Annotated in this window: 20 protein-coding genes and 1 riboswitch; of the genes, 13 read left to right on the forward strand and 7 right to left on the reverse strand. The window is 72.0% G+C overall.

Annotated features, from left to right (window positions below; all coding sequences use genetic code 11):
- Nucleotides 1-48: 48 nt before the first annotated feature.
- On the reverse strand, nucleotides 49-1314 hold the full coding sequence (locus ACZ7MF_RS29950) for a citrate synthase (protein ID WP_471481373.1): 1266 nt from the start codon (nucleotides 1312-1314) through the stop codon (nucleotides 49-51).
- A 124-nt stretch (nucleotides 1315-1438) separates the two neighbouring features.
- Between ACZ7MF_RS29950 and ACZ7MF_RS29955 the strand changes: the two genes are divergently transcribed.
- The gene (locus ACZ7MF_RS29955) at nucleotides 1439-2611 is read left to right on the forward strand and encodes a citrate synthase/methylcitrate synthase (protein WP_471481375.1); all 1173 of its coding nucleotides are present in this window, start codon (nucleotides 1439-1441) and stop codon (nucleotides 2609-2611) included.
- Between the two features lie 143 nt (nucleotides 2612-2754).
- On the opposite strand, the gene ACZ7MF_RS29960 is transcribed toward ACZ7MF_RS29955, so the two are convergent.
- Nucleotides 2755-2991 carry a hypothetical protein gene (locus tag ACZ7MF_RS29960; RefSeq protein ID WP_383279794.1) on the reverse strand — a complete coding sequence of 79 codons (237 nt, stop codon included), beginning with the start codon at nucleotides 2989-2991 and terminating at the stop codon, nucleotides 2755-2757.
- 100 nt (nucleotides 2992-3091) lie between these two features.
- Entirely contained in the window at nucleotides 3092-3670 is a 579-nt protein-coding gene (locus ACZ7MF_RS29965; protein WP_471481377.1) for a DUF6082 family protein, read from the reverse strand.
- Between the two features lie 285 nt (nucleotides 3671-3955).
- Between ACZ7MF_RS29965 and ACZ7MF_RS29970 the strand changes: the two genes are divergently transcribed.
- The gene (locus tag ACZ7MF_RS29970; RefSeq protein WP_471481378.1) at nucleotides 3956-5023 is read left to right on the forward strand and encodes a CobW family GTP-binding protein; all 1068 of its coding nucleotides are present in this window, start codon (nucleotides 3956-3958) and stop codon (nucleotides 5021-5023) included.
- 31 nt (nucleotides 5024-5054) lie between these two features.
- On the opposite strand, the gene ACZ7MF_RS29975 is transcribed toward ACZ7MF_RS29970, so the two are convergent.
- The gene (locus ACZ7MF_RS29975) at nucleotides 5055-5303 is read right to left on the reverse strand and encodes a hypothetical protein (protein ID WP_471481380.1); all 249 of its coding nucleotides are present in this window, start codon (nucleotides 5301-5303) and stop codon (nucleotides 5055-5057) included.
- Nucleotides 5304-5376: 73 nt separating this feature from the next.
- Nucleotides 5377-7833, reverse strand: a complete 2457-nt coding sequence (locus tag ACZ7MF_RS29980) for a DNA gyrase/topoisomerase IV subunit A (RefSeq protein ID WP_471481382.1) — start codon at nucleotides 7831-7833, stop codon at nucleotides 5377-5379.
- A gap of 336 nt (nucleotides 7834-8169) precedes the next feature.
- On the opposite strand from ACZ7MF_RS29980, the gene ACZ7MF_RS29985 reads away from it, so the two are divergent.
- The 4 genes from ACZ7MF_RS29985 (at nucleotide 8170) to ACZ7MF_RS30000 (ending at nucleotide 12892) form a co-directional block, all read left to right on the forward strand.
- Nucleotides 8170-9558, forward strand: a complete 1389-nt coding sequence (locus ACZ7MF_RS29985) for a M16 family metallopeptidase (RefSeq protein ID WP_471481384.1) — start codon at nucleotides 8170-8172, stop codon at nucleotides 9556-9558.
- Nucleotides 9555-10943 carry a M16 family metallopeptidase gene (locus ACZ7MF_RS29990; protein WP_471481386.1) on the forward strand — a complete coding sequence of 463 codons (1389 nt, stop codon included), beginning with the start codon at nucleotides 9555-9557 and terminating at the stop codon, nucleotides 10941-10943. Before ACZ7MF_RS29985 ends, ACZ7MF_RS29990 begins: the two co-directional genes overlap by 4 nt.
- 191 nt (nucleotides 10944-11134) lie before the next feature.
- A riboswitch (cyclic di-AMP (ydaO/yuaA leader) is annotated at nucleotides 11135-11299 on the forward strand.
- 12 nt (nucleotides 11300-11311) lie between these two features.
- Nucleotides 11312-12076, forward strand: coding sequence for a M23 family metallopeptidase (locus tag ACZ7MF_RS29995; RefSeq protein ID WP_471481388.1), 765 nt, complete (start codon nucleotides 11312-11314; stop codon nucleotides 12074-12076).
- 120 nt (nucleotides 12077-12196) lie between these two features.
- On the forward strand, nucleotides 12197-12892 hold the full coding sequence (locus ACZ7MF_RS30000) for a GntR family transcriptional regulator (protein ID WP_471481389.1): 696 nt from the start codon (nucleotides 12197-12199) through the stop codon (nucleotides 12890-12892).
- A gap of 137 nt (nucleotides 12893-13029) precedes the next feature.
- Here ACZ7MF_RS30000 and ACZ7MF_RS30005 read toward each other — a convergent pair whose 3' ends face one another.
- A complete protein-coding gene (locus ACZ7MF_RS30005; RefSeq protein ID WP_007445064.1) occupies nucleotides 13030-13311 on the reverse strand; it encodes an HPr family phosphocarrier protein in 282 nt (93 codons plus the stop codon).
- Nucleotides 13312-13513: 202 nt separating this feature from the next.
- Here ACZ7MF_RS30005 and ACZ7MF_RS30010 point away from each other — a divergent pair, with 202 nt between their 5' ends.
- The 4 genes from ACZ7MF_RS30010 to ACZ7MF_RS30025 all read left to right on the forward strand — a co-directional run bounded on the left by ACZ7MF_RS30010 (nucleotide 13514) and on the right by ACZ7MF_RS30025 (nucleotide 19107).
- The gene (locus ACZ7MF_RS30010) at nucleotides 13514-16561 is read left to right on the forward strand and encodes a bifunctional acetate--CoA ligase family protein/GNAT family N-acetyltransferase (RefSeq protein WP_471481391.1); all 3048 of its coding nucleotides are present in this window, start codon (nucleotides 13514-13516) and stop codon (nucleotides 16559-16561) included.
- A gap of 62 nt (nucleotides 16562-16623) precedes the next feature.
- Nucleotides 16624-17220 carry a DUF5998 family protein gene (locus tag ACZ7MF_RS30015; protein ID WP_003973177.1) on the forward strand — a complete coding sequence of 199 codons (597 nt, stop codon included), beginning with the start codon at nucleotides 16624-16626 and terminating at the stop codon, nucleotides 17218-17220.
- The gene (locus ACZ7MF_RS30020; protein ID WP_471481393.1) at nucleotides 17220-18413 is read left to right on the forward strand and encodes an alkaline phosphatase family protein; all 1194 of its coding nucleotides are present in this window, start codon (nucleotides 17220-17222) and stop codon (nucleotides 18411-18413) included. The genes ACZ7MF_RS30015 and ACZ7MF_RS30020 overlap by 1 nt, the downstream gene beginning before the upstream one ends.
- A 43-nt stretch (nucleotides 18414-18456) precedes the next feature.
- Nucleotides 18457-19107 (forward strand): thymidine kinase, encoded by a 651-nt coding sequence (locus tag ACZ7MF_RS30025; RefSeq protein WP_356862447.1) that lies wholly within the window; start codon nucleotides 18457-18459, stop codon nucleotides 19105-19107.
- Between the two features lie 29 nt (nucleotides 19108-19136).
- Here ACZ7MF_RS30025 and ACZ7MF_RS30030 read toward each other — a convergent pair whose 3' ends face one another.
- Nucleotides 19137-21206, reverse strand: coding sequence for a glycoside hydrolase family 36 protein (locus tag ACZ7MF_RS30030; RefSeq protein WP_471481395.1), 2070 nt, complete (start codon nucleotides 21204-21206; stop codon nucleotides 19137-19139).
- A gap of 244 nt (nucleotides 21207-21450) precedes the next feature.
- On the opposite strand from ACZ7MF_RS30030, the gene ACZ7MF_RS30035 reads away from it, so the two are divergent.
- The 3 genes from ACZ7MF_RS30035 to ACZ7MF_RS30045 all read left to right on the forward strand — a co-directional run bounded on the left by ACZ7MF_RS30035 (nucleotide 21451) and on the right by ACZ7MF_RS30045 (nucleotide 24960).
- The gene (locus tag ACZ7MF_RS30035) at nucleotides 21451-22239 is read left to right on the forward strand and encodes a GntR family transcriptional regulator (RefSeq protein WP_471481396.1); all 789 of its coding nucleotides are present in this window, start codon (nucleotides 21451-21453) and stop codon (nucleotides 22237-22239) included.
- A 205-nt stretch (nucleotides 22240-22444) separates the two neighbouring features.
- Nucleotides 22445-23794 (forward strand): D-tagatose-bisphosphate aldolase, class II, non-catalytic subunit, encoded by a 1350-nt coding sequence (locus tag ACZ7MF_RS30040; RefSeq protein ID WP_471481398.1) that lies wholly within the window; start codon nucleotides 22445-22447, stop codon nucleotides 23792-23794.
- A complete protein-coding gene (locus ACZ7MF_RS30045) occupies nucleotides 23791-24960 on the forward strand; it encodes an SIS domain-containing protein (protein ID WP_471481400.1) in 1170 nt (389 codons plus the stop codon). Before ACZ7MF_RS30040 ends, ACZ7MF_RS30045 begins: the two co-directional genes overlap by 4 nt.
- The last annotated feature ends 34 nt before the right edge of the window (nucleotides 24961-24994 follow it).

The following is a 24994-nucleotide window of genomic DNA, read 5'->3' on the forward strand; positions in this document are numbered from 1 at the left end:
GAGCCTAACCTGACTTGGCTCGCGGTGACTTCCAGCCGCGCCTGAGCACTACTCCGGCAGTGGCCTCGGCGGCCTCGGACCCGAGTACAGACCACTCGGCCGCATCCGCAGCGGGCGCTCCCCGTACTCCTCCAGGGCATGTGCGATCCAGCCCGCCGTACGCGCCACTGCGAAGATCGTCTCGGCCGCGGTGGAGGCCATGCCGGAGGACACGGTGAGCACGGCGAGCGCCAGGTCGACATTGGAGTGCAGCGGGGTGTGGCGGGCGGCGGTGGCCTGGACGTCCCGGGCCGCCGCGAGCGCGGGCGCCGCCCGGGGGACGTCCTCCAGGAGCGCGAACAGGGCACGCGCGCGTGGGTCCTCACCGGGGTAGAGCCGGTGGCCGAGCCCCGGGATGCGTCGGCCGGCCCGCAACTCCTCCGCGACCACCGGCGCCGCGCTGCCCAGATCGAGAACCTCCAGCAGCATCCGGTGCGCGAGGCCCCCGGCGGCGCCGTGCAGCGGCCCCTCGATCACGCCGAGCCCGGCGGACACGGCGGCGTAGGCGTGCGCCCGCGCCGACGCGGCGACGCGCACGGCGAGCGTGGAGGCCGCCAGATCGTGGTCGACGAGGAGTCCGAGCGCCGTGTCCAGCGCCTGCAGCGTCGGCTCGTCGGCCTCCTCCCCGCTGAGCCGGGTCCACAGGCGGTGGGCGATCGGGTCCTGGTCGTGTCCGTCGCGCAGTACGGGGGGAAGTGCGGCGACGAGGGTGGGGATGAGGCTGCGCGCCGTGCCCAGCACCGCGTCCTCGGACAGGTCGAAGCGGAGCGGGTCCGTGACCGCGGCGGCGATCGCCGCGACGCGGAGCCGGTCCGCGGGCCCGGCGTGCTCGGGCAGGGCGTCGACGGCCCGGCGGGCGACGGCCACGGAGGACTCGGGGGCCGAGAACGCGGTGCCGGGGCGCAGCTCCCCGGTCCAGAGCCACTCGGCCACCTCCTCGTAGGTGTGGCGCGCGGCGAGTTCGACCGCGTCGACGCCCCGGTAGGAGAACCGGTCGTTCTCGATGAGCGTGAGGCGGGTGCGCACGGTCAGCTCCTGACCGGTGGCCGAGGCCGGGTTCGTGCCGCCGTCGCGCCGGTTGCGCCGGGCGAGGGCCCGAACCTCGTCGGCGTCGAAGGTGCTGCCCCGGGAGCCGGGCGCGCGTCGGCTGCCGAGCTGGCCGCGACTGACGTACGCGTACACGGTCTCGGGCTTCACCCCGAGCAGTTCGGCCGCCTCCCTGGTGGTCAGGCGCCGCTCGCTGTCTGCGGGGTGGTCGGGCTCGTGATCGCGCATGAGGTCACCGTATCGATCGGAAGCGGGCCATGTTGAGTCGCTGCAAGACTATGCATTGATTCAATCAATATTGACAGAGTATCAGTCAAGTATGGACAGTAGAGTCAAGTTCGAGGAGGCAATCATGTCCGTCAACAGAACCGCAGCCGCGGCCGCACGCGTCGAGGTGCCGCGCGGGCTCGCCGGTGTCGTGGTGGCCGACACCGAGGTCGGCGACGTGCGAGGACTCGAGGGGTTCTACCACTACCGCCAGTACTCGGCCGTCGACCTGGCCCGGAGCCGCGGCTTCGAGGACGTCTGGCATCTCCTGGTCCACGGTGAACTCCCCGACGCGCGAACCGGGGCCGCCTTCGCCGCCGAGACCGCGGCGCTGCGGCGGCTCCCCGACGCGGTGCGCGCCGCCCTGCCCGCCATCGCCGAGGCCGGGGGGCGCTCCGGTCCGCTCGCCGGCATGCGCACCGGCCTGTCCCTGCTGGGCGCGGCCCTGGGCTTCGGGCCGGTGTACGACCTGTCGGTCGACCAGCGCCGGCAGGACACCCTGGTGGCCGCCGCGGCCGTACCGACGCTGCTGACCGCGCTGCACCGGCTGGGGAGGGGACTCGAGCCGGTGGAGCCTCGCGAGGACCTGTCGTACGCCGCGAACTACCTCTACATGGTGACCGGTGAGGAGCCGGACGAGGCGCGCACCCGGGCGGTCGAGCAGTACCTGATCTCCACCATTGACCACGGGTTCAACGCGTCGACCTTCACCGCGCGGGTCATCGCGTCGACCGGCGCGGATGTCGCGGCCTGCCTGGCCGGCGCGGTGTCGGCCTTGTCCGGCCCTCTGCACGGCGGCGCGCCCAGCAGGGCGCTGGACACCCTGGACGCGATCGGCACGCCCGACCGCATCGACGCGTGGATCCGCGAGCGGGTGCTCGCCGGTGACCGCATCATGGGCTTCGGTCACGCGGTCTACCGCACGGAGGACCCGCGCTCACGGATGCTGCGTGAGGTGGCGCAGAGCTTCGGCGGGCCGCGCGTGGAGTTCGCCGTCGAGGTGGAGCGGCAGGTCGAGGCGATCCTCGCGGAGCTGAAGCCGGGACGCGAACTGCACACCAACGTCGAGTTCTACGCGGGCGTGGTCATGGAGCTGTGCGGCCTGCCTCGCGAGATGTTCACTCCCACGTTCGCGGCGGCACGGGTGGTGGGCTGGAGCGCGAACATTCTGGAGCAGGCGTCCGACTCCAAGATCATCCGTCCGGCGGCGCGGTATGTGGGGCCGGGGGCGCCGGTCGGGGTCCCGGCGGTGGCCTGAGAAGCACGAGCGGCCTGGTGCCGTTCGGGCGCCAGGCCTGGTCGGGGGAGAGCGTCGAGCAAGGACGGGGTGCCGGGTTGCTCGCCGGTGGTGGGGGTCCGTGCGCCGTCGGGGCGGGGGTACGGCCGAAGGCGCGGGTGACGTCAGGCGTCGGGGATGTCCGCCTTGGCCCGGATGAGGGTCTCCCGGCTGATGACCACGATGCGTTCGTAGTCGGCCCTGGCGGCATCGGCGGGCAGCTCACGCTCGAGGGCCTCGGTGGCTTCCGTACCGATCACGGCGAAATTGCCGTCGCTCAGTTCGAACAGATCCGGGCAGTTGGCTCCCGACGTACTGCCACGCGAGCTCGGAGGCACACCGATGCGGCGCACGATCTTCAAAGGGTACCGGTCCTTACACAGGTTGGGCACGCTGGTCGGCAGCACCGTACTGTGATCAGTGGGTCGCGTGTGACCGCATGGCCGAAATGAAGCGAGAGGTTCACTCGCCCGAGGACGAGGTGCCCTCCCAGGCGGGTGGAGGCGTGCCGACCACCCACCACTCGTCCGTGTCCGCCTCGTCCAGGTCCATGATCAGGCCGTCCACCATGGCACCGATCCGCGTCTCGTCGGACGACTCGGCCAGCGTCGCGCGCTGCGCCCTCGACGCCTCCCAGTACTCCCGCATCAGCGGCGTCTGGAAGATTTCACGCAGACGCCCGAACAGCTCCTGCTGGTCCAACAGGCCCGCTTCGTAGAGGTAGTACAGGTTGACGTACCAGGCGTTGGCGTAGAAGAACTGACGCCGCTTCTCCGCGGGGATGTCCTTGTCGTAGGTGTCGATCACGGCAGCCAGGGACGCGTCGTCCATCGCCCTCGTGAGCAGCTCCCAGTGCATGCGCTGCTGGTGCGCCAGAGCCCTGCGCCGGGAGGCTGCTTCCTCCAGTTCCAGCCGCCTGAGACCGAGGCGTTCCGCTTCCAGTCGCCGCTGGCGCGTGGCCAGTGTCAACCCCACCGTGGCGACCAGCATCCCGGCCGCGGCGGAGCCGAACCTCCCCGTGACCTTCTTCTGTGTGACCATGTCAACCCCCGAATCAGGCGACCGCCCGCCGGTCGTCGAGTGCGGGTCGGCTGACGGGGACCGGCGAGCGATGTTTGGTGCTGCCACCTCCAGGGTGCCGAGCGGCGCTGATCGACGGGGAGGCGGAGAGGAGGCGCACGGAGGGAAGCGAGGGTCGCACGGTCCGGCGCCTTGGAAAACGTCTGCCCACCAAGTGCTGCTAACAATCGTTCACTCCGCGGGTACTCCGCCGGCTCGTATCCTGAGCAGGCAATTCCGCACGCATGGTGAGAGAGAGGTCGCACGGTGGGGCAGCGCCCGACTCCGCAGCAGATCCCGGTCGTCGTCCTCGCCGGATTCCTCGGCTCCGGGAAGACCACCCTGCTCAACCACCTCCTCCACCGCAGCGGAGGCAGCCGAATCGGCGCCGTCGTCAACGACTTCGGATCGATCGAGATCGACGCGATGGCCGTCGCGGGTGCCCTCGGCGACTCCACCGTGTCCCTGGGCAACGGATGCCTGTGCTGCGCCGTCGACGCGAGTGAACTGGACGGGTACCTGGCGCGGCTCGCCCGGCCCGAGGCCGGTATCGACGTCATCGTCATCGAGGCCAGCGGCCTCGCCGAACCGCAGGAACTGGTGCGCATGCTGCTCGCCAGCGAGCAACCGGGGATCGTCTACGGCGGGCTCGTCGAGGTCGTCGACGCCGCCGAGTTCGACGACACCCGCGCCAAGCACCCCGAGATCGACCGGCACCTGGCCCTCGCCGACCTGGTCGTGGTCAACAAGACCGACCGGGCCGCCGACGCCGAGCGGGTGCTCGGCGTCGTGCACTCGCTCGTCGACGGCGCCGCCGTCGTGCCCGCGACCTACGGCCGTATCGACCCCGAGTTCCTCTACGACTGCCGGCCCAGCGAGGAGCGGGTGGGGCAGCTGTCCTTCGACGACCTGCACGACCACTCCGAGGGCGGCGCACACCCCGGTCACCTGCACGCCGCCTACGACACCGTGTCGTTCGTCTCCGACCTCCCGCTCGACCCGCGCCGGCTCATGCGCTTCCTCGACAGCCGTCCCGAGGGCCTGTACCGGATCAAGGGGTACGTCGACTTCGGCCCGTACGACACGCGGAACCGGTACGCCGTCCACGCCGTCGGACGCTTCCTGCGCTTCTACCCGCAACCCTGGCCACCCGCCGACGTCCGCCGTACCCAGCTCGTCCTCATCGGCTCCGGCATCCACGCGGCGGCCCTCGGCGCGGGACTCGACGCGTGCCGCCGGGACGCCGACGCCCCGCCCGCCGACGACCACGGCATGTGGGGCGTCCTGCGCTATGTACAGGCCCCCGACGGCGAGGAGCCGCCGCCCGAGGCCTAGGGAGCCCGCCGCGACGGATTCGTCCCCGCGGTCAGTGTCCCGCGAGGCAGAGCCTCATGGCGCACTCGTCCTCGGCCTCGACGAACACCTGCTGCCCCCAGTGCGCGCTGAGACGGTGTGCCACATCCACCAGACGGCGGCGTTCCTCCGGCGAGTACGCGGGGAACCGGACCCAACCCCGCTCGGCGATCACGTTGCCGAGGTCGTTGAACAGCACCGCGCGCACGCGCCGTTCCTCCTCCTCGGTCAGTGGCGTGGGCCCGCCTTCCGCAGGCTGCAACCGGACGTTGTACAGGTCTCGGATCACTGGCTACTCACCGTTCGTCGGGACGACGCCACCGGAACGACGGGCCCTAGGCGGGGCCCGCCACCACCGACACCGTCTTGGGCAGCGACACGCCCGAGCCGTCGCGGCGCGGGTCGATGTCCGGGAGCTGGGCCGGCGTGCCGTTCTTCTGCGCGGCGAGGGCCGGCACGGCACCCGCCCAGGCGAAGGCCAGGCAGTCCTCGCCCTTCAGGAACCGCTGGCAGCGCACACCGCCCGTGGCACGGCCCTTGCGCGGGTACTGGTCGAACGGCGTGAGCTTGGCCGTGGTCTGCACGGAGTCGTCCAGTGTGCCGCGCGATCCGGCCACCGTGAAGACCACCGCGTCCGCAGCCGGGTCCACCGCCGTGAAGGAGATGACCTTGGCCCCGTCCGCGAGCTTGACGCCCGCCACTCCACCCGCCGGACGGCCCTGTGGGCGGACCTGCGAGGCCTGGTAGCGCAGCAGCTGTGCGTCGTCCGTGATGAAGACCAGGTCCTCGTCACCGGTGCGCAACTCGACCCCGCCGACGATGCGGTCGCCCTCCTTGAGGGTGATGACCTCCAATTCGTCCTTGTTGGACGGATAGTCGGGCACCACCCGCTTGACGACGCCCTGTTCCGTGCCGAGCGCCAGCCCCGGCGAGGACTCGTCCAGCGTGGTCAGGCAGACGACGTCCTCGTCGTCCTCCAGGGACACGAACTCCGCCAGCGGCGCGCCGCCCGCGAGGTTCGGCGCCGCCATGGCCTCGGGGAGCTGGGGCAGGTCCACGACGTTCACCCGCAGCAGCCGCCCGCCGGACGTCACCACGCCCACCTCGCCGCGCGCCGTGGCCGGCACCGCCGAGACGATCAGGTCGTGCTTGACGCGCTTGGCCCCGGCCTCCGTGACGAGAGGCTCGTCGTTCGCGGTGCGGGCCAGCAGGCCCGTCGAGGACAGCAGCACCCGGCACGGGTCGTCCGCCACCTGGAGCGGCACGGCGGCGACCGGGGCGCCGCTCGACTCCAGCAGCGTCGTACGCCGGTCGGTGCCGAACTTCTTCGCCACCGCCGCCAGTTCGGCCGAGACCAGCTTGCGCAGCTCCGCGTCCGAGTCGAGGATCCGGGTCAGCTCCTCGATCTCCGTGTTCAGCCGGTCCTTCTCGGACTCCAGCTCGATGCGGTCGTACTTGGTGAGCCGGCGCAGCGGCGTGTCCAGGATGTACTGCGTCTGGACGTCGCTCAGCGAGAAGCGCTCCATCAGGCGCTGCTTGGCCTGGGCGGAATTCTCGCTGGAGCGGATGAGGCGGATGACCTCGTCGATGTCGACCAGGGCGGTGAGCAGGCCCTCCACCAGGTGCAGCCGGTCCCGCTTCTTGCTCCGGCGGAACTCGCTGCGGCGCCTGACGACCGTGAAGCGGTGGTCGAGATAGACCTCCAGCAGCTCCTTGAGGCCCAGGGTGAGGGGCTGGCCGTCGACCAGGGCGACGTTGTTGATGCCGAAGGACTCCTCCATGGCCGTCAGCTTGTAGAGCTGCTCCAGGACCGCCTCCGGCACGAAGCCGTTCTTGATCTCGATGACCAGGCGCAGTCCGTGCGCGCGGTCGGTGAGGTCCTTGACGTCCGCGATGCCCTGGATCTTCTTCGAGCCGACCAGGTCCTTGATCTTCGAGATGACCTTCTCCGGGCCGACCGCGAAGGGCAGCTCGGTGACGACGAGACCCTTGCGGCGGGCCGTCACCGTCTCCACGGACACCGTCGCGCGGATCTTGAAGGTGCCGCGGCCCGTCTCGTACGCGTCCCGGATGCCGGGCAGGCCGACGATGCGTCCGCCGGTGGGCAGGTCGGGGCCCGGCACGTGCTTCATCAGCGCGTCCAGGTCGGCGTTCGGGTTCCGGATCAGATGCCGGGCCGCCGCGATCACCTCGCGCAGATTGTGCGGCGGCATGTTCGTGGCCATGCCGACCGCGATGCCCGAGGCGCCGTTGACCAGCAGGTTCGGGAAGGCGGCGGGCAGCGCCACCGGCTCCTGCTCCTGACCGTCGTAGTTCGGGGCGAAGTCGACGGTGTCCTCGTCGATGGACTCCGTCATCAGGCCGGCGGCCTCGGCCATCCGGCACTCGGTGTACCGCATGGCGGCCGGCGGGTCGTCGTTGCCGAGCGAGCCGAAGTTGCCGTGGCCGTCCACCAGGGGCACGCGCATCGAGAACGACTGGGCCATGCGGACCAGGGCGTCGTAGATCGACGCGTCGCCGTGCGGATGCAGCTTGCCCATGACCTCGCCGACGACGCGGGCGCACTTCACGTAGCTGCGCTCGGGCCGCAGGCCCATCTCGTTCATCTGGTAGACGATGCGCCGGTGCACCGGCTTGAGGCCGTCGCGGGCGTCCGGCAGCGCACGGGAGTAGATGACCGAGTACGCGTACTCGAGGAAGGAGCCCTGCATCTCGTCGACGACGTCGATGTCGAGGATCTTCTCCTCGTACGCGTCGTCGGGCGGCGGGGTCTTCGTACTACGGCGGGCCATCGCTGCCGGCTCCTTGCTGAAGCGTGAACGGTGATCTGACGCCGTCCATTGTGGACTGCGGCACTGACAGCCACCGACCAGGACCCGTCACGGGCTGCCGGCCCGGCGCTGCCCGCAGGGTACGCCCTCGTCCGGGGGCGCCGTCCGCGCAGCCGTCCCCGGCGGCCCGTCAACCGCGTTCTCGCTCTCGGCGTACGAGCCCCGGGAACTCCACCGGCCGCCCGCACGCTTGCATACAGTGGCAGGACCGGCGGAATTCCGCAGTTCCGCCCATGGATTCCACCCGGTGGTTCACCCCAGTGACTCCACCAGGATCTCGCGATCGAAGGGACGTACATGCCCATGGGTCACACGGCCACAGCCCAGGCAGGCTCCGGCGGCCTGACAGCGACCGAGCACCGCCTGGCCAACGGCCTGCGCGTGGTGCTCTCCGAGGACCACCTGACCCCGGTCGCGGCGGTGTGCCTCTGGTACGACGTCGGCTCGCGCCACGAGGTCAAGGGGCGTACCGGCCTGGCTCACCTTTTCGAGCACCTCATGTTCCAGGGCTCCGCCCAGGTCAAGGGCAACGGCCACTTCGAGCTGGTGCAGGGCGCCGGCGGCTCGCTCAACGGCACCACCAGCTTCGAGCGGACCAACTACTTCGAGACCATGCCCGCCCACCAGCTGGAGCTCGCCCTCTGGCTGGAGGCCGACCGCATGGGCTCCCTGCTCGCCGCCCTGGACGACGAGTCGATGGAGAACCAGCGGGACGTCGTCAAGAACGAACGCCGCCAGCGCTACGACAACGTCCCCTACGGCACCGCGTTCGAGAAGCTGACCGCCCTCGCCTACCCGGAGGGCCACCCCTACCACCACACGCCGATCGGCTCGATGGCCGACCTGGACGCGGCGACCCTGGAGGACGCGCGCGCGTTCTTCCGCACCTACTACGCGCCGAACAACGCGGTGCTCTCGGTCGTCGGCGACATCGACCCCGAGCGGACGCTCGCGTGGATCGAGAGGTACTTCGGCTCCATCGCCTCGCACGACGGCAAGCAGCCTCCCCGGGACGGCGCGCTGCCCGACGTCATGGGCGGGGAACTGCGGGAGGTCGTCGAGGAGGAGGTCCCGGCCCGCGCCCTGATGGCGGCCTACCGCCTGCCGGAGGACGGCACGCGCGCGTGCGACGCGGCCGACCTGGCCCTGACCGTCCTGGGCGGCGGCGAGTCGTCCCGCCTGTACAACCGCCTCGTCCGCCGCGACCGCACCGCCGTCGCCGCCGGCTTCGGCCTGCTGCGGCTGGCCGGGGCGCCCTCCCTGGGCTGGCTGGACGTGAAGACGTCCGGCGACGTCGAGGTGCCGGTCATCGAGACCGCCATCGGCGAGGAGCTGGCCCGGTTCGCCGAGGAGGGCCCCACGGCCGAGGAGATGGAGCGCGCCCAGGCCCAGCTCGAGCGCGAGTGGCTGGACCGCCTGGGCACGGTCGCCGGCCGCGCCGACGAACTGTGCCGGTACGCCGTCCTGTTCGGCGACCCGCAGCTCGCCCTCACCGCCGTCCAGCGGGTGCTCGAGGTGACCGCGGAGGAGGTCCAGGAGGTCGCCAAGGCCCGCCTGCGGCCCGACAACCGCGCGGTGCTCGTCTACGAGCCCACCGCCCCCGCCGACGAGACCGACGCCGACGGGACGACCGTCACTGTGTCCGTGCCCGACGCCACCGAAGAGAACGAGGAGGCGGCCAAGTGACCGAGCTCGCCACCATGGAATTCCACGCACAGCCGCAGGCCGGCGAGCCCAAGCCGTGGGCGTTCCCCGCCCCCGAGCGCGGCAGCCTCGACAACGGCCTCACCGTGCTGCGCTGCCACCGCCCCGGCCAGCAGGTCGTCGCCGTCGAGGTGAACCTCGACGCGCCCCTGGAAGCCGAGCCCGCCGGTCTCGACGGCGTCGCCACCATCATGGCGCGCGCCTTCTCGGAGGGCACCGACAAGCACTCCGCCGAGGACTTCGCCGCCGAGCTGGAGCGCTGCGGCGCCACCCTGGACGCGCACGCCGACCACCCCGGCGTCCGGCTGAGCCTGGAGGTGCCCGCCTCGCGCCTCGCCAAGGCCCTCGGCCTGCTCGCCGACGCCCTCAGGGCGCCCGCCTTCGCCGACAGCGAGGTCGAACGGCTGGTGCGCAACCGGCTCGACGAGATCCCGCACGAGCTGGCCAACCCCTCCCGGCGTGCCGCCAAGGAACTCTCCAAGGAGCTGTTCCCGGCCGACGCGCGCATGTCGCGCCCGCGCCAGGGCACCGAGGAAACGATCGAGGCCATCGACTCGGCGGCCGTACGCGCCTTCTACGAGCGGCACGTCCGCCCCGCCACGGCCACCGCGGTGGTCGTCGGCGACCTTACCGGCGTCGACCTGGACGCGCTGCTCGGCGACACCCTGGGCGCGTGGACCGGCTCGGCCGCCCAGCCGCGCCCCGTGCCCCCGGTGACCGCCGACGACCGGGGCCGGGTCGTCATCGTGGACCGTCCAGGCGCCGTCCAGACGCAGTTGCTGATCGGCCGCACCGGCGCCGACCGGCACGACCGCGTGTGGCCCGCGCAGGTGCTCGGCACCTACTGCCTGGGCGGCACCCTCACCTCGCGCCTGGACCGCGTCCTGCGCGAGGAGAAGGGCTACACCTACGGTGTGCGGGCGTTCGGCCAGGTCCTGCGCTCCGCGCCGGACGGCACGGGCGCCGCGATGCTCGCCATCAGCGGATCCGTCGACACCCCCAACACCGGTCCCGCCCTTGAGGACCTGTGGACGGTGCTGCGCAAGCTCGCCGCGGAGGGGCTCACCGACGCCGAGCGCGACGTGGCCGTGCAGAACCTGGTGGGCGTGGCGCCCCTGAAGTACGAGACGGCGGCGGCCGTGGCGGGCACGCTGGCCGACCAGGTCGAGCAGCACCTCCCCGACGACTTCCAGGCCACGCTCTACCGCCAACTGGCCGCCACGGGCACCGTGGAGGCTACCGCGGCGGTCGTGAACGCCTTCCCGGTGGACCGTCTCGTGACGGTCCTCGTCGGCGACGCGGCGCAGATCAAGGAGCCCGTCGAGGCCCTCGGCATCGGCGAAGTCACCGTGGTGGCGGCCGAGTAGCGGCACGCGCGTGCCGCGGCCCTGGTGACCGGTGTGTCACCAGGGCCGCCGTTTGTCCGGATTGGGGGAGTGGTTGCCCGTCTGCCCTGTGGCGTGCGCTACAAAAAGCCTGTTGCGTTTGAGGATTGAACGCAGCCGCGTTTAGCGTCGTCCGGGCTGTTCGTCAGGCAGTGCGCCGCACCCGCGGCACCGGACAGTCATCGCCGAGTCCCCGTACGGCGCGAGCCAGGGGAGCCGGGGACCCATCGCAGTCCCTGGGGTGAATCGGACGCCCGCGCGCACCGCGAGGGGGTCCGTAGGAGACCTTCCACCTCCGAACCCGTCAGCTAACCCGGTAGGCGAGAGGGAAGGAAAGGACAAGCCTCTACATGGCGTTCACGCGCGCCACCGGGAAGCACCGCCGTCCCAGCCGGGTGCACCGCACCACCGCCCGCGCGGCGGGGGTCGCGGCCCTCGCCACCACCGGCGTCGTCGGCACCCTCGCGGCTCCGGCGCTCGCCGCCGAGCCCGAGGCGGAACAGACCGGGCTCACCCCGGTCGTCACCATCGGCGACTCCATAGCCGACGAGATCGACGCCCAGGCCCTCGCGCAGAAGCAGGCGGCCGCGGACGCCGCCGCCCGCGAGGCGGCCCAGGAGGCGGCCCGCGAGCGGGCGGCCGAGGCGGCCAAGGAGGCGCGCGAGGCCAAGGAGCGCGCCGCGCGGGAGGCGGAGCGCAAGCGCCTCAACACCTTCGTCGCGCCGATCACCGCCTCGTACGTCTCCACCGCCTACCAGGCGGGCAGTTCCCTGTGGTCCTCCGGCAGCCACACCGGCATCGACTTCCACGCCTCCAGCGGCACGTCCGTGCACTCCGTCGGCGTCGGCACCGTCGTCGAGGCCGGCTGGGGCGGCGCGTACGGCAACCAGGTCGTGATCAGGATGCACGACGGCACGTACACGCAGTACGGGCACCTGTCGTCCATCGGCGTCTCGGTCGGCCAGTCGGTCGAGCCCGGCCAGCAGATCGGCGTCTCGGGTGCCACCGGCAACGTCACCGGACCGCATCTGCACTTCGAGGCCCGTACGAGCCCCGAGTACGGCTCGGACATGGACCCCGTCGCCTATCTCCGCTCCCACGGCGTGAACGTCTGACGAAAAAGCCCCGGCTTCCCGAGTCGGGGCTTTTTGTATTCCATACCGGCTTGCTTGGCCTAGAGTCGCTGAAAGCGCGTCCATCGTCGGCGTTTCAGGGGATCAAGGCGGAGGTCGGTCATGCGTATTCCGGCGCATTCGGTGTGCACGGCGATTCGGGACGACATCGTGGCCGGCGTCCACGGACGCGGGAGCCGGCTCACCGAGGAAATCCTCGCCCGCCGCTACGGCGTCTCCCGGGTCCCCGTCCGCGAGGCCCTGCGCACGCTGGAGGCGGAGGGCTTCGTGGTGACCCGGCGGCACGCGGGCGCGTGCGTCGCGGAACCGACCGCGCGGGAGGCCGCCGACCTGCTGGAGACCCGCACGCTCCTGGAGCCGCTCGGAGCCTCCCGGGCCGCCCGGCGGCGCACCGACGCCCACCTCAAGGTGTTGCGCGGTCTGGTCCGGCTGGGGCAGGAACGGGCCAGGCGGGGCACCGTGGACGAGCTGCGCTCCCTGGGCGGCTGGTTCCACGAGACCCTCGCCCGGGCGGCGGACAGCCCTTCGCTGACCGCGCTGCTGACCCAGCTCCGCCACAAGATCGCCTGGATGTACGTCGTGGAAGCGCCGGTCGGGCCGGTGGAGGACTGGGCGGAGCACGCCGCGATCACCGATGCCGTGGCCCGGGGCGACGGCGAACGCGCGCGGGCGCTCATGACGCTGCACATCGAGCGGTCGGCATCCGGTCACCGGCTCCGATTCGCCTCCGGCGGCGCGGCGACGGAGCGTGTGAGGAATACGCAACATTCCGTAAACACCGCGAGCCCGCTCCGGTAACACAGGTTCCGTATACAAAAGCGGGGGAATTCTGGTCGGCTATTTCTGGCGTCCCGAATGGAGAGAAGCGGCAGCGGAAAAGGCGAAAGGCCCGTCCGGTGGTCCCGGCGGGCCTTTCGGTGCTGCTGTTCCGTCCGTCAGACGGTCTCGGGAAGCTCCTCGAGCCCCTCGGCGACCAGCTTCGCCAGCCGGTCCAGGGCCGCCTCAGCGCCCTCGGCGTCGGAGGCGAGGACGATCTCCTCGCCCCCCTGGGCGCCGAGGCCGAGGACGGCCAGCATGGAGGCCGCGTTGACGGGGGACCCGTCGGCCTTGGCGATCGTCACCGGGACGCCTGTGGCCGTGGCGGCTCGGACGAAGATGGAGGCGGGGCGGGCGTGGAGACCCTCGGCCCAGCCGACGTTGACGCGGCGCTCAGCCATGTGATGCTGCCCTTCAGGTGTTCAGAGGCGTTGAAGTTGTCTAGACCAGTCTTGTCTAGACCAGTTTCCCACATCGTGAAGCAAGCCGGGACGACCACGTGGGCCGCCCCGTACGGGTCCCGGACCGCGGCCTCGGTCCGGGCATCCGTCCCCCACAGACTGCCCCGCGCCGTTGTCGTACGCGAGCCGTACTCTGGGGCCCATGCAGACCTCGTCGGACCGGCACGAGTACCCCGCCCACTGGGAAGCCGACGTGGTGCTGCGCGACGGCGGCACCGCGCGCGTCCGCCCCATCACCGTTGACGACGCCGAGCGCCTGGTCAGCTTCTACGAGCAGGTTTCCGACGAGTCGAAGTACTACCGCTTCTTCGCGCCGTACCCTCGCCTGTCCGCCAAGGACGTCCACCGCTTCACGCACCACGACTTTGTGGACCGGGTGGGACTCGCGGCCACCATCGGCGGCGAGTTCATCGCCACCGTACGCTACGACCGGATCGGGGCCGGCGGAACAGCCGCCACCGCACCGGCCGACGAGGCCGAGGTCGCCTTCCTCGTCCAGGACGCCCACCAGGGGCGCGGCGTCGCCTCCGCCCTCCTGGAGCACATCGCGGCCGTCGCCCGGGAGCGGGGCATCCGCCGCTTCGCCGCCGAGGTGCTGCCCGCCAACAACAAGATGATCAAAGTCTTCATGGACGCCGGGTACACCCAGAAGCGGAGCTTCGAGGACGGGGTGGTCCGCCTGGAGTTCGATCTCGAACCCACCGACCGCTCGCTGGCCGTGCAGTACGCGCGCGAGCACCGCGCGGAGGCCCGTTCCGTCCGGCGGCTGCTGCAGCCCGGCTCGGTCGCGGTCGTCGGCGCCGGCCGCACCCCGGGCGGCGTCGGCCGCAGCATCCTCGGCAACATCCGGGACGCCGGCTACACGGGGCGCCTGTACGCCGTGAACAGGGCCTTCCCCGAGGACATGAAGGAGCTCGACGGGGTTGTGGCGTGCCGTTCCGTGCGCGACATCGACGGGCCCGTCGACCTCGCCGTCGTCACCGTGCCCGCCGAGCACGTCCCGGACGTCGTCACCGCCTGCGGCGAGCACGGGGTGCAGGGACTGGTGGTGATCTCCGCCGGATACGCCGACAGCGGCCCCGAGGGACGCGAACGCCAGCGCGCCCTCGTGCGGCACGCGCGCACGTACGGCATGCGCATCATCGGGCCCAACGCCTTCGGGATCATCAACACCTCCCCGGACGTGCGGCTCAACGCCTCCCTCGCCCCCGAGATGCCGCGCCCCGGGCGGATCGGCCTGTTCGCCCAGTCCGGCGCCATCGGCATCGCCCTGCTCTCCCGGCTGCACCGGCGCGGCGGCGGGGTCACCGGTCACACCGGCGTCTCCACCTTCGTCTCCTCCGGCAACCGCGCCGACGTCTCCGGCAACGACGTCGTCCAGTACTGGTACGACGACCCGGACACCGACGTCGCGCTGATGTACCTGGAGTCCATCGGCAACCCGCGCAAGTTCACCCGCCTGGCCCGGCGTACGGCGGCCGCCAAGCCCCTGGTCGTGGTGCAGGGCGCCCGGCACGGCGGCGTGGCACCCCAGGGGCACGCCGTACGGGCGACGCGGCTGCCCCACGCGACGGTCTCCGCGCTGCTGCGGCAGGCCGGCGTGATCCGGGTCGACACCATCACCGACCTGGTCGACGCGGGGCTGCTCCTCGCCCGCCAGCCGCTGCCCGCCGGACCGAGGGTGGCCATCCTGGGCAACTCGGAGTCCCTGGGCCTGCTCACCTACGACGCGTGCCTCTCCGAGGGACTGCGCCCGCAGCCCCCGCTGGACCTGACCACCGCCGCCTCGGCCGACGACTTCCACGCGGCCCTGGCCAGGGCCCTGGCCGACGACACGTGCGACGCGGTCGTGGTGACCGCCATCCCGACGGTGGGGGAGGGGGCGGCCGGGGACGCCGCGCTCGCGGAGGCGCTGCGCTCGGCGGCGGCCGCGGTCCCCACCAAGCCCGTCCTCGTGGTCCACGTGGAGCTGGGCGGCCTGGCGGAGGCCCTGTCCGCGGCGACGAGCACGGCCCCGCAGACGGCCCAGGGCACCGCCTCCCAGGCCACCACGGGCACCACTTCCCAGGCGGCTCCGGGTACCACTTCCCAGGCCGCTCCGAGCGCGGCCTTCCCGTCCGGCCCGGGTGCCGTGCCGCAGGCCGTCCCGGGCGGCCCGGCCTCCCGAGCCACTCCGGCCACCGCTCCCCACACCCCTCCCGGCACCCCTCCCCACACCGCCGATCAGCCCCCGTCCGGTACCTCCGGTCCGTCCGGTCCGTCCGGCCCGCCCCGCCCGTCCGCCGCCCCGGCTCAGCCGCCCTCCGCCGTCCGGGCCCCGGAGGGAGCCCACCTCATCCCCGCCTACCCCGCCGCCGAGCGTGCCGTCCGCGCCCTCGGCGAGGCGGTCGCCTACGCCCAGTGGCGGCGCGAGGCGGCCGACCCGGGCAAGGTGCCGGAGTACGAGGACATCGACGAGAAGGGTGCCGCCCAGCAGATAGCGGGGCACCTCGCGCGCGGGCAAGGGCTCACCCTCGGCACCCAGGAGACCTGCGACCTGCTGGGCCGGTACGGCGTCCACGTCCATCGCGCCCTGCCCGCCGCCACTCCCGACGACGCCGCGGCCGCCGCGCGGACCATCGGCTACCCGGTCGCCCTCAAGGCCACCGCACCGCACCTGCGCCACCGCGCCGACCTGGGCGGCGTACGCCTCGACCTCGCGGACGAGGAGCAACTGCGGCGGGCCTACGCCGAATTGACCGAGCTGTTCGGGAAGCCCGCGGAGCTGCGCCCGGTGGTGCAGGGCATGGCCCCGCGCGGCGTCGACACCGTCGTACGGGCGGTCATCGACCCGGCGGCCGGGGCGGTGCTCTCCTTCGGCCTCGCCGGCGCCGCCACGCAGCTGCTCGGCGACATGGCGCACCGGCTGATCCCGGTCACCGACCGGGACGCCACCTCGCTCATCCGCTCGGTCCGCACGGCCCCCCTCCTCTTCGGCTGGCGCGGCTCGGCCCCCGTCGACGTCGCAGCCCTGGAGGAGCTGCTGCTGCGGGTCTCCCGGCTGGTCGACGACCACCCGGAGGTCGTCGCGGTCACCCTGGAGCCGGTCGTGGTCGCCCCGCGCGGCCTGAGCGTCCTCGGCGCCTCCGTCCGCCTCGCACCCCCTCCCGCCAGGGACGACCTGGGTCCGCGGACCCTGCCGGCCTACTGACCCGCCACGGCCCTGGACGGGTACCGCAGGAGCGTCCCTCGCAGTCAGTGGGTCCCCGTAGGATGGACGGCATGGCCAAGACCAGTACGACGACCCAGGGGCTGCGAGCGGCGATCGAGCGCAGCGGCTACTACCCGGCCCTCGTGGCCGAGGCGGTGGAGGCCGCCGTGGGCGGCGAGCCCGTGCGGTCGTACCTGGTCCACCAGGAGACGACGTTCGACCAGAACGAGGTGCGCCGGCACGTGACCGTGCTGGTGCTCACCGGCAACCGCTTCATCGTCAGCCACACCGACGAGCAGGCCGCCGACGACACCTCCCCGACGCCGTACGCCACGACGTCCACGGAGTCCGTCAAGCTCGGCCGGATCTCGTCCATCGTCGTCAGCCGCGTCGTCGCCAACCCGGAGCAGTACAAGCCGGGCACGCTGCCCCGCGAGATCGTGCTGACCATCGGCTGGGGCGCCGTCTCCCGCCTCGACCTGGAGCCCGCCGCCTGCGGCGACCCCAACTGCGAGGCCGACCACGGCTACACGGGAAGCTCGACGGCCGACGACCTCAGCCTGCGCGTCAGCGAGGCCGGAGACGGACCCGAGACGGTGCGCCAGGCGCTCACCTTCGCCCAGGCCCTCTCCGAGGCGACCGCGGACTCCGCCCGCTGATGGTGCAGCACACCGCCTGGGACACCCACCCGGAACCGCTCCCCGTCGACTCCGCCCCCGTACCCGAGTACGGCCGGGGCTCCCTCGCCGATCTGCTGCCCACCCTGGCCGCCGGCCTCGGCGTCCCCGGCATGACCGCGGGCATCACCGAACTGACCCCGGCCGACCGCAACTGCGTCTTCCTGATCGACGGCCTCGGCTGGGAGCAGCTGCGCGCGCACCCGGAGGACGCCCCCTTCCTGAGTTCCCTCCTGGACAGCTCGCGCGGGGGCACGGGTCGCCCGATCACCGCCGGCTACCCGGCGACCACGGCGACCTCCCTCGCCTCCGTCGGCACCGGTCTGCCGCCGGGCGCGCACGGCCTGCCCGGGTACACGGTGCGCAATCCCGACACCGGCGCCCTGATGAACCAGCTCCGCTGGCAGCCGTGGACCGCGCCGGGCCCCTGGCAGCCCTACCCCACCGTCTTCGGCCTCGCCCACGAGGCGGGGGTGCACGCCGCCCAGGTCTCCTCGCCCACCTTCGCCAACACCCCGCTGACCAAGGTCGCGCTCAGCGGCGGCGAGTTCCACGGACGCCTGTCCGGCGAGGACCGGATGGACTGCGCCGCCGAGCAACTGGCCCGCGCCGACCGCGCCCTCGTCTACACGTACTACGCCGAGGTCGACGGCGCCGGACACCGCTTCGGCGTCGACTCCGACACCTGGCGCGGGCAGCTCGGCCACGTCGACCGGCTCGTCCAACGCCTCGCCGAGCAGCTGCCGCCGCGCAGCGCCCTGTACGTCACCGCCGACCACGGCATGGTCGACGTGCCCTTCGACGAGGAGCACCGCATCGACTTCGACGAGGACTGGGAGCTGAAGGCGGGCGTCGCCCTCCTCGGCGGCGAGGGCCGCGCCCGCCATGTCTACGCCGTCCCCGGCGCCCACAACGACGTGCTGTTCTGCTGGCGCGAGGTGCTCGGCGAGCAGTTCTGGGTGGCGTCCCGGGACGAGGCGATCGCCGCTGGCTGGTTCGGCCCCCGCATCGACGACCGGGTGTACGACCGCATCGGCGACGTGGTGGCCGCGGCGCGCGACGACGTCCTGCTCATCGCCTCCGAGCGCGAGCCCAAGGAGTCGGCGATGGTCGGCAACCACGGTTCGATGACCCCTGCCGAGCAGCTCGTCCCGCTGCTCGAAGTACGCTCCTGACCTCGCTCACGTCTGCCCGATGCCGAAAGGTGCCCAATCCCTCATGCCCGAGCTGGTGTTCTTCTCCGGAACGATGGACTGCGGGAAGTCGACACTGGCTCTCCAGATCGAGCACAACCGCTCGGCGCGCGGACTGGCCGGCATGATCTTCACCCGCGACGACCGTGCGGGCGAGGGCAAGCTCTCCTCCCGCCTCGGCCTCGTCACCGACGCGGTCGAGGTCGGGGACGGCCAGGACCTCTACGCCCACGTCGTCGACCACCTCTCGCAGGGCGGCCGGGTGGACTACGTGATCGCGGACGAGGCGCAGTTCCTCGCGCCGGACCAGATCGACCAGCTCGCGCGCGTGGTCGACGACCTCGACGTCGACGTGTACGCCTTCGGCATCACCACCGACTTCCGCTCCAAACTCTTCCCGGGCTCCCAGCGGCTGGTGGAGCTCGCCGACCGCGTCGAGGTGCTCCAGGTCGAGGCCCTGTGCTGGTGCGGGGCCCGCGCCACGCACAACGCCCGCACCGTGGGCGGCGTCATGGTCGTCGAGGGCGCCCAGGTGGTCGTCGGGGACGTCGCCCAGTCACCCGACGAGATCGGCTACGAGGTGCTGTGCCGCCGCCACCACCGCAGGCGGATGACGAGCGCGACGGCGCGGGCGGCGGCGCTCTCGCCGGACGTGCTGCCGGTCTCCGCCACGTGAGTGCCGGGACCGGCGCGCGCCGGTCCTGATCAGCCGATGTGCTCGGCCACGATGAGCTGGAACCGCTCGAAGGCCAGCTCCACGGTGTTGTGCCGGGCGTCGACGGTTCCGAGAGAGGTGCCGTTGAACGGGTCGGTCAGGCGGTACCTGCCGCGGCCCAGGCCACGCAGCTCGACCGTCCCGTCCCACCGCCCGGCGTAGAAGGCGTAGTGCAGGGTCGCGCCCTTGGCCACCACATGCGCCTCGGGCTTGTCGAAGCCGATGTCGTACAGCTCGCCCCGGTACTCGCCCGTGGCCGGCATGTTCTCCTCGTACAGGTTCACCCACCGGCGCCAGAGAGCTTCTCTTTCCGGCGTGAGCACGATCTCGTCGTCCGGGCCCGCGGGGTAGGTGAACTTCGTCGACAGGACGGCTCCCACACCGTAGCTGGAGGCGAAGTCGTCGCCGCCGTCGCTCAGTTCGACGTGGTCGCCGGAGTAGCTGCTGCCCGGCCCCATCAGCGCCTTCATCGTCTTGCCCTTCGTACGGACCTGGTACGACGAGAGCGGGTCCGAGCTCGGGTACTGGCCGACGTAGGGGAGGTTGTGGAAGGCGAAGGCGGTGCCGCAGGGGCAGAGTTCGACGACGGCGTCGCGGTTCGCCTCGTGCGCGGCCTCGTACACCGCCTTCCAGAACAGCGCGAGACCCTCGGTCGATTCTTCGGGGCGGGCATGCCCGTGCGCCGGGTTGTAGCAGGGCGCGACGGCGTTGAGGTGCTGGCCGTCGATCTTGAGCCCTTCGTATCCCCAGTCGCCGATGAACTGCCTCACCTGCCCGACGAAGTAGTCCACCGTCGGCCGGTACGCGGGGCACAGCGTCCAGGCGTCCCACCAGCTCACTCGCTGCTTGTTGCCCGCACGGTCCAGCAGGAGCATGTCGGAGTGGTTCCGGTACAGGCTGCTCTCCGGGTCCGCCGCCAGCGGAGCCCACCACAGGCGCGGCCGCAGACCGGCGTCCCGGATCTGCTGGGTGAAGGCGCGCATGTCCCTCGCGCCCCGCGGGAACTTCCGCGGGTCCAGCTCCCAGTCGCCCTCGTTGGTCTGCCAGCCGTCGTCGAGCACCGCCCACTTGAGGCCGACCTCACGCACCTTGGGGAGCGTTCCGACGACCTGCTCGACGGTGAAGTCACGCTCGTAGCCCCAGGCGCACCACATGGGTTCCAGGGCCGGCTCGGGCGTCCTGGGCGCACGCAGGCCGACATCGCTCATGTAGTCGCGATAGCGCTGGAGCGGTGCGAAGTGGTCGCCCGGCAGGGCGGTCAGGAACGTGGTGTCGGTGGTCAGGCGCCGCCCCGGTTGCAGGGTCACGGGGGTGTCACCCTCGACGGCGAGGCTCGCTCCGCGGGCCGTCCTGCGAACCGGCAGGCGCAGCATCCTGGCCACGGGTTCGACGTGCCCGACGGAGAGACCGGCCCCCGGCCGCCACACGGTCGCCACGGGAGTGCCGCCGCCGTAGTCGGAGGCGTCCATCCCCAGCGAGTTCTCCTGGACGAACCCGTCCGTCATCGGCCGCACCCAGTCGCGACGGTCCTCGTACGTGGTTCCCGAGAAGGTGTAGAAGCCACCGGGAGCTTCCAGGAGTTCATGGGCCCCGCTGCGCCATCCGGTGACCGCCAGCGGGGTACCGGTCCCGTTGGTGTAGGTCACCTTCATCACGATCATCCCGGTCAGGCGCTCGAAGGAGGTCAGCTCCACCGTCTTGCGGACGCCGGTCGCGGACTTGCCCCAGACGGTCACTCCGACGCCTGCGCCGTGCCGGGAATGCCGGGTCCTGCGGGTCTCGTGCCCGCCGTACGTGAACTCGTCGATCGCCCCGCCGTCCACCAGCAGGGCCTCACCGGCGTCGAAGCGGGTGACGTCGATGCCCCGCAACGCCACCCGGCTGCGCAGTCGGTCGTCGAACTCCAGAGTGATGGAGGTGTCGCCGACCCCGACGAGGTCGGGGCCGCGGCGCGGTGCGGCGGCCGCGGGTGCGGCGCCCGGAGCCACGGAGGGGAGGGCGGCCAGGCCGGCACCCCCCAGCGCCACCTTCAGTACGCTGCGCCGGTTCACATCCGTCATGTCGGCCTCTCTCTCGGAGCAGGCTCTGGTCTGAAACCGGCTCCTCGAACGGAGTCGGGACACCCGTGAGGGCGAGGACGGTGCCATCGGGCTCCGGGTGGCCTGCATCGAGAACGTAAGTGGTATTTGATTGGCATGTCAATGGTTCAAAGGGCTGTCACGGGCCAGGAGTTCACCTCGTGCGCCGGCACGGAGCGAGGGGTACGGGTGCCTGCGCGGCCAGTCGGACCGGTACGCTTCTGGTATGACCGAAGCGAGTACGCCGATGCCCAGGGGCCTCTTCGCCGACGACGCCCTCCCGCTGTACGAGCGCACGGCCGCGCGGCTCCTCGACGACCTGCGTGCCGCCGCCGCCCGCCCCGGTGACCGGCTGCCCTCCGAGCGGGCCCTGGTCACCCGGTACGCCGTCTCGCGCGTGACACTGCGGGCCGCGCTCGCCCAGCTGGAGGCGCGAGGCGTCGTGCGGCCGTCGTCGTCTCGCGGGTGGTTCGTCGCCGAACCGGGGCTGTTCCCCGAAGCGGTGACCGCGCCGGCCTCGACTGTTCCCCAGGTCCAGGGATTCGCCGACTACGCCGAGGCCAACGGCCTGACGACGGCCAGCAAGGTGCTCTCCGCCAGCGTCCGCCCGGCCACCGTGGCGGAGGCCGAGCAGCTCCGGATCGCCCCGGGCGCCGACCTCTTCGACCTCCACCGGCTGCGTTTCCTGGACGGCCTGCTGGTCGTGCTGGAGCACAACCGGCTGCCGCTGTCGGCCTGCCCGGCCCTGGCCGACGCGGACTTCAGCACCGCCTCGCTGTATGCCACGCTGCGTGCCGCCGACCCGCCGCAGCTGCCCCGGGTCGCCGACTACTCGGTCGAAGCCCGCCACCCGACGGCACGGGAGATGGAGCTGCTGGAGATCGGGGCGACCATGCCGATGCTGGTCGCGACCCAGCTGACCTCCAACCAGGACGCCCGCCCGATCGAACTGACCGTCCAGGTCTACCGGGGGGACCGCTACCGGTTCCGGGCCTCCATCACCAACCAGACCTGAACGAACGGTCCCGTACCGTCCTGCCCGGGCCGGGCGTCGGAGTAGCCGACGTCCGGCCCGGCGTCGTTTCACCAGTCATCCGGGAATACCAGAAGCATACCAATAAGGACTATTGACGGCCGAAAATAAGACCAGTAACGTTCCGCGTGAGCTTCGGGCCATCGCGGCAAACGAGCTCAAATTGCACTTCAGTAAGGGGTTGGCAATGCAGAGCCCGTTGGACGAGGTCGTCCGGCGTCAGAAGGCCGGGCGACCACAGGGCATCACCTCCGTGTGCTCGGCCCATCCGCTGGTCATCGAGGCGGCCGTGACGCAGGCCCGCGAGACCGGTGGCCCGGTGCTGGTAGAGGCGACCTCGAACCAGGTCGACCAGTACGGCGGCTACACGGGCCTGCGGCCCGCGGACTTCCGTGACCTCGTGCACGGCATCGCGACGGAACGCGGTCTGCCACTGGACCGCGTCATCCTCGGCGGCGACCATCTCGGACCGAACCGGTGGCAGTCCCTGCCGCCCGACGAGGCGATGCGGCAGGCCGATGCCCTGGTCGCGGCCTACGCGGAGGCGGGCTTCACCAAGATCCACCTGGACTGCAGCTTCCCCTGCGCCGGTGACCCCGCCCCGCTGACCGACGACGTGGTCGCCGAACGGGCGGCGCGGCTGATCCGGGTGGCCGAGGACACGGTGGGCCCCGAGCGGGCGGAGCGGATCCGGTATGTGATCGGTACCGAGGTGCCGACGCCCGGCGGCGCGCACGAGACGCTCGGCGCTCTGGTGCCCACCACGCCCGAGGCGGCGCGCGCGACCCTGGAGCAGCACCGGAAGGCGTTCGCCCGGCACGGCGTCGAAGGGGTTTGGCCCCGCGTCATGGCCCTGGTGGTGCAGCCGGCCGTGGAGTTCGACCACCTGCGGGTCGTCGACTACCGGCGGGAGTCGACCGAGGAGCTGCGCAAGGTCCTCGACGACGAGCCCACCATGGTCTACGAGGCCCACTCGACCGACTACCAGACCGCCGAGGCGCTCACCGCGCTGGTCGAGGACCACTGGGCGGTCCTCAAGGTGGGCCCCGGTCTGACCTTCGCCCTGCGCGAGGCGCTGTTCGTCCTCGCCGCGATCGAGGACGAGCTGGTGCCGGCCGGCGAGCGGTCACGCCTTCCCGTGGTCGTCGAGCGGCGGATGCTCGCCGAGCCCGCCCAGTGGGAGGGCTACTACCCGGGCGGCGACGCCGAGCAGCGCCTCGCACGCCGCTACAGCTACAGCGACCGGATGCGCTACTACTGGACCGACCCCGAGATCGAAGCGGCCCAGGCCCGTCTGCTGGCCAACCTTTCGGCCGTGGCCGTCCCGTTGCCCCTGCTCAGCGCGCACCTTCCGCTCCAGTACGCCCGCGTCCGCCGCGGCGAGCTCGCCGCCCGCCCGCGTGAACTGGCCGTGGACCACGTCCGCGACGTCCTGCGCGACTACGACCGCGCCGCCGACCAGAACCAGAACCAGAACCAGAACCAGAACCGTAGGCCGAGCCAGAACCAGAAGCCGAGCCAGAGGGAGTACGTGTGAGCACGCCCCCGGGCACGCTGCCCTTCGACGACAGCGCTGTCCACACCGTCCGCGAGATCGCCCAGCAGCCCGCCCTGTGGCGGGAGGTCGACCGAATCGTCGGAGCCTCCCGGGAAGCGCTGGACGCGTTCCTGGGTCCGCTCGTGGCGCGCCGCGACCTGCGCGTGGTGCTCACCGGCGCCGGGACCTCCGCGTTCGCCGGCCAGGTGCTCCAGCCCTCCCTGGCACGGCACTTGGGGCGGCGCGTCGACGCGGTTGCCACCACGGACCTCGTCGCCGACCCCCGCGGGTGCCTCGCCGAGGACCTGCCCACGCTGCTGGTCTCCTTCGCGCGGTCGGGCGACAGCCCCGAGTCCGTCGCCGCCACCGCCCTGGCCGACCAGGTCCTCTCCGAGGTGCACCACCTCGTGATCACCTGCAACGATCAGGGCCGCCTGGCGCGTGAGCACGGGCAGCGGCCGCAGTCGCACGTACTGCTGATGCCGGCCGCGTCCAACGACCGCGGCTTCGCCATGACGTCGAGCTTCACCTGCATGACGCTCGCGGCACTGCTCGCCCTGGGCAAGGACGCCCACGACGGGGTCGCCGAACGCCTGGCACGGGCAGCGGAGTCGATCATCGAGTCCGTCGCCGCCGACCGCACCGCCGGTGCCCTGGTGGACCGCGCACCAGAGCGCATCGTCTTCCTCGGCAGCGGCCCGCTGAAGGGCCTCGCCGAGGAGTCGGCACTGAAGGTGCTGGAGCTCACCGGCGGGACGCTCATGGCCGTCGCGGAGTCCTCACTGGGATTCCGGCACGGTCCCAAGGCGGTGCTCAACGACCGTTCGGTCGCGGTGGTGTACGTGTCGAACGACCCGTACACCCGCCAGTACGACCACGACATCGTCGCGGAGCTGCGCGGAAACCTTCCCCTCGGCAGTGTCGTCGCGGTCTCCGCGGAGACCGGCACGGGAACGGAGGGGCCAACGGAGGGCGCCGATGCCTGGCCGCTCCCGGGCCTCGGCGACGTCGAGGACGCCGCCCTGGCCCTGCCCGCCGTGGTGTACGCCCAGCTCATCGCCCTGCGCGCCTCCCAGGCCCGGGGCCTGCGGCCCGACAACCCGTTCCCCTCGGGTGAGGTCAACCGCGTGGTGCAGGGCGTGACCCTGCACTCCTTGAACGACTGATCGAAGTCAGCAACGGCGCGGATCGAGGGCGCCG

The organism is Streptomyces sp. NPDC111628, assembly GCF_055635195.1.

Excerpts from the sequence above, each read along its gene's own strand:
- ACZ7MF_RS29950 (WP_471481373.1), bottom strand. The coding sequence starts at position 1,314 with ATGCGCGATCACGAGCCCGACCACCCCGCAGACAGCGAGCGGCGCCTG.
- ACZ7MF_RS29955 (WP_471481375.1), top strand. The coding sequence starts at position 1,439 with ATGTCCGTCAACAGAACCGCAGCCGCGGCCGCACGCGTCGAGGTGCCG.
- ACZ7MF_RS29965 (WP_471481377.1), bottom strand. The coding sequence starts at position 3,670 with ATGGTCACACAGAAGAAGGTCACGGGGAGGTTCGGCTCCGCCGCGGCC.
- ACZ7MF_RS29980 (WP_471481382.1), bottom strand. The coding sequence starts at position 7,833 with ATGGCCCGCCGTAGTACGAAGACCCCGCCGCCCGACGACGCGTACGAG.
- ACZ7MF_RS29985 (WP_471481384.1), top strand. The coding sequence starts at position 8,170 with ATGCCCATGGGTCACACGGCCACAGCCCAGGCAGGCTCCGGCGGCCTG.
- ACZ7MF_RS29995 (WP_471481388.1), top strand. The coding sequence starts at position 11,312 with ATGGCGTTCACGCGCGCCACCGGGAAGCACCGCCGTCCCAGCCGGGTG.
- ACZ7MF_RS30000 (WP_471481389.1), top strand. The coding sequence starts at position 12,197 with ATGCGTATTCCGGCGCATTCGGTGTGCACGGCGATTCGGGACGACATC.
- ACZ7MF_RS30005 (WP_007445064.1), bottom strand. The coding sequence starts at position 13,311 with ATGGCTGAGCGCCGCGTCAACGTCGGCTGGGCCGAGGGTCTCCACGCC.
- ACZ7MF_RS30010 (WP_471481391.1), top strand. The coding sequence starts at position 13,514 with ATGCAGACCTCGTCGGACCGGCACGAGTACCCCGCCCACTGGGAAGCC.
- ACZ7MF_RS30015 (WP_003973177.1), top strand. The coding sequence starts at position 16,624 with ATGGACGGCATGGCCAAGACCAGTACGACGACCCAGGGGCTGCGAGCG.
- ACZ7MF_RS30020 (WP_471481393.1), top strand. The coding sequence starts at position 17,220 with ATGGTGCAGCACACCGCCTGGGACACCCACCCGGAACCGCTCCCCGTC.
- ACZ7MF_RS30025 (WP_356862447.1), top strand. The coding sequence starts at position 18,457 with ATGCCCGAGCTGGTGTTCTTCTCCGGAACGATGGACTGCGGGAAGTCG.
- ACZ7MF_RS30030 (WP_471481395.1), bottom strand. The coding sequence starts at position 21,206 with ATGACGGATGTGAACCGGCGCAGCGTACTGAAGGTGGCGCTGGGGGGT.
- ACZ7MF_RS30035 (WP_471481396.1), top strand. The coding sequence starts at position 21,451 with ATGACCGAAGCGAGTACGCCGATGCCCAGGGGCCTCTTCGCCGACGAC.
- ACZ7MF_RS30040 (WP_471481398.1), top strand. The coding sequence starts at position 22,445 with ATGCAGAGCCCGTTGGACGAGGTCGTCCGGCGTCAGAAGGCCGGGCGA.